At 63.0% G+C, this 3,240-nt stretch carries 2 protein-coding genes; both read left to right on the top strand.

Annotated elements, in window-relative coordinates:
* Window positions 1-1,810 (top strand): efflux RND transporter permease subunit (locus tag HX783_RS30110; protein WP_256347369.1); only part of this gene is annotated, 1,810 nt, incomplete at its 5' end.
* Window positions 1,807-3,207 carry an efflux transporter outer membrane subunit gene (locus tag HX783_RS29740; RefSeq protein ID WP_177019243.1) on the top strand — a complete coding sequence of 467 codons (1,401 nt, stop codon included), beginning with the start codon at window positions 1,807-1,809 and terminating at the stop codon, window positions 3,205-3,207. The genes HX783_RS30110 and HX783_RS29740, both read left to right, overlap by 4 nt.
* Window positions 3,208-3,240: the final 33 nt, after the last annotated feature.

Here is a 3,240-nt window from a genome sequence, read left to right as displayed (position 1 = left end):
CGTGTCGCTGGTGGCGGTGTTTATTCCGTTGCTGTTGATGGGCGGGATTGTCGGGCGGTTGTTTCGCGAGTTTTCGGTGTCGCTGTCGGTGGCCATTGTGATCTCGATGGTGATCTCATTGACCGTGACGCCAATGCTCGCCAGCGTGCTGCTGCGTGCGCCGAAGGAAATCCGCGAAGGCAATGAGCACCCGGATTCCCGCTTTCACCGTTTCTACGATCGCACGCTGGGCTGGGTGATTGAGCACTCGATCCTGATGGGCCTGGTGACGGTGCTGGTGATCGTGCTCGCGGGCGTTCTGTACGTGCTGGTGCCCAAGGGCTTCTTTCCCCAGGAAGACACCGGGCGCCTGCAGGGCAGCATCATCGCGGCGCAGAGCATTTCCTACGGGGCGATGCAGAACGACTTCACCGCGATCAACCACAAGGTCATGCAAAACCCCAATGTGGAAACCGCTGCGGGGTTTGTCGGCGGCGGTGGCGGCGGCGGCGGGGCGGTCAACAGTGCGCAGCTGTTTGTGCTGCTCAAGCCGATTGATCAGCGCAAGGACAGTGCCGTCGACGTGATCGGCCAGATCCGCCACAGCCTCGGCGACTTGCCTGGCACCAAGCTGTTTTTGCAGGCGGCCCAGGACATCACCGTGGGTGGCCGGCAAAGCGGCGCGCAGTACCAATACACCTTGACCGCCGACGACCAGCAATCCCTGGATGAGTGGGTGCCCAAGGTGGTGGAAGTGCTGCATAAGCTGCCGCAACTCACCGACCTGAACACCGACCAGCAGGACAATAGCCTGCTGGCCAATGTGCACATCAACCGCGACACCGCCGCGCGGCTCGGCGTGGGCATGTCGGCGGTGGACCAGACGCTGTACGACGCGTTCGGCCAGCGCCAGGTCTCCACGCTTTACCGCGCCGCCAACCAGTACCACGTGGTGATGGAAATCGCCCCGGAGTACTGGACTGACCCTTCAGCGCTCAAAGGCATTTATGTGCCGAGCGGCAACGCGTCAGTGGCGGCCAAAGGCACCACCGCTGCGCCGAACCTGACCACGCCAACGACGTTGGTGCCGCTGTCCGCACTGGCGGATAACAGCCTCTCGCGCACGGCGATTTCCATCAGCCACCAAGGCACGTTCCCGGCGGTAACCGTGTCTTTCAACCTGGCGCCCGGCACCTCGATCGGCCAGGCCACCGCGCTGGTGGAGGACGCGGTGAAACAGCTGCGCATGCCGGCCAGTGTCACCGGCCAGTTTGCCGGCACGGCGCAGGTGTTCCAGTCGTCGGTGGCCAGTGAGCCGCTGTTGATCGTGGCTGCGCTGCTCTCGGTGTACATCGTGCTGGGCGTTCTTTACGAGAACCTGATGCATCCGCTGACCATCCTCTCGACCTTACCTTCGGCAGGCGTTGGCGCGTTGATTGCCTTGTTGCTGACCGGCACCGAGTTGTCGATCATCGCGCTGGTGGGCGTGATTCTGCTGATCGGCATCGTCAAGAAGAACGCGATCATGATGATCGACTTCGCGATCACCGAGCGGCGTGAGTTCGGCCTTACGGCCAAGGAAGCGATACGCCGCGCGTGCCTGATCCGCTTCCGGCCGATCATGATGACGACGCTGGCGGCGATTCTCGGCGCGCTGCCGCTGGTACTCGGCTCAGGCTATGGCTCGGAACTGCGCCGGCCGTTGGGGATTGCAATTATTGGTGGGCTGCTGCTCAGCCAAGTGCTGACGCTTTACACCACCCCGGTGATTTACCTCTGGCTCGACCGGGCGTCGCAACGCCTGGGGCGGCACAAGGAAGCAAGGTCATGAAACTCAGATATAGCGTGCTGTTGGCCAGCCTGATGCTGGGTGGTTGCATGGTCGGGCCGGACTACCAGAAACCGGCGATGGAGCTGCCNNAGGAAGGCGCGCAGTGGCAGCGCGCGGTCTCCAACCCTCAAGGGGCGTTGGACAGCCAGTGGTGGCTGGCCTATCAGGACCCGGTGCTGAATGACTTGGTGGCGCGCTCGGCCAAGGCCAACCAGTCGATCATCGCGGCCGAGGCGGCGTATCGGTTGGCCCAGGCGCAGGTGGCGTCGAGCCGCGCCGGGTTGTGGCCGACGGTGGGCGTGGGCTTGTCCGGTTCGCGCGGCGAGGGCGGTGACAGCAGCACGTCCAGCACCACCACGGCATCGAGCGGCGTGAAAAACAGTGTCAGCGCGACGTTGACCGCCAGTTGGGAGCCGGACTTGTGGGGCGAGGTGCGCCGGGGCATCGAATCCAGCCAGGCCACGGCCCAGCAATCCGATGCGTTACTGGCCGGGGTGCGGTTGTCGATCAGCTCCAGCGTGGCGAGCAATTACCTGGCGTTGCGGCAGATGGATATTGACGTGCGCCTGTTGCAACAGCAGCAGAGCATCAATCAGCAATTGCTCGACATGATCCAGGCGCAGTTCACCCAAGGCGTGGCGACCAACGACCAGTTGCTCGTGGCCCAAGACCAACTGACCACCTCGATTGCCGACCTGCAAACGTCGCTGCGTAATCGTGAGCAATACGAACATGCCTTGGCGGTATTGGTGGGCGTGGCGCCGAGTGAGTTCAGCATTGCGCCACGCACTGATTTTGCCTTTGTGGTGCCGCGGCCACCGCTGACCCTGGCGTCGACCTTGCTGCAGCGCCGGCCTGATGTGGTCGCGGCTGAGCGTTCGGCGGCGGCGGCCAACGCCAAGATCGGCGTGGCTGAGGCGGCGTTTTTTCCGACCCTCGATCTCACGGCCCAATTGGGTTATCGCGGCAGTGCCTTGGGTGGGTTGTTTTCGTTGCCTAACCGCATCTGGACGCTGGGGCCGGCGTTGGCGGAGACGATTTTTGACGGCGGTGCGCGGGAGGCGGCGGTCAAGCAGGCTGAGGCGAGTTATGACCAGATTGCGGCCAACTACCGGGGCACCGTGTTGAGTGCCTTGCAGAATGTCGAGGACAACTTGTCCGCGATCAATCATCTGCAAACCCAGGCGGATGCGTTTCAGCAGGTCTATGCGCGCAATCAGCAATTGTTTGGCAGCCAGGAAGCGCAGTTGCGTGCGGGCACTGTCAGTCGGGAGACGGTGCTGACTCAGCAACTGGTGTTGTTGCAGGCGGAGCAGAATTTGCGTGATACGCAGGGGCAGTTGAGTCAGGGCAGTGTGGCGTTGATTCAGAGCCTGGGCGGTGGCTGGCAGCACTGACACACCGGGATTGAAATGTGGGAGCTGGCTTGC

It is taken from the genome of Pseudomonas sp. D2002 (assembly GCF_013385735.1).
Classification (GTDB): domain Bacteria; phylum Pseudomonadota; class Gammaproteobacteria; order Pseudomonadales; family Pseudomonadaceae; genus Aquipseudomonas.
Note: the sequence above shows the minus strand (reverse complement) of the source record. Positions and strands in the feature narration are given on the sequence as shown.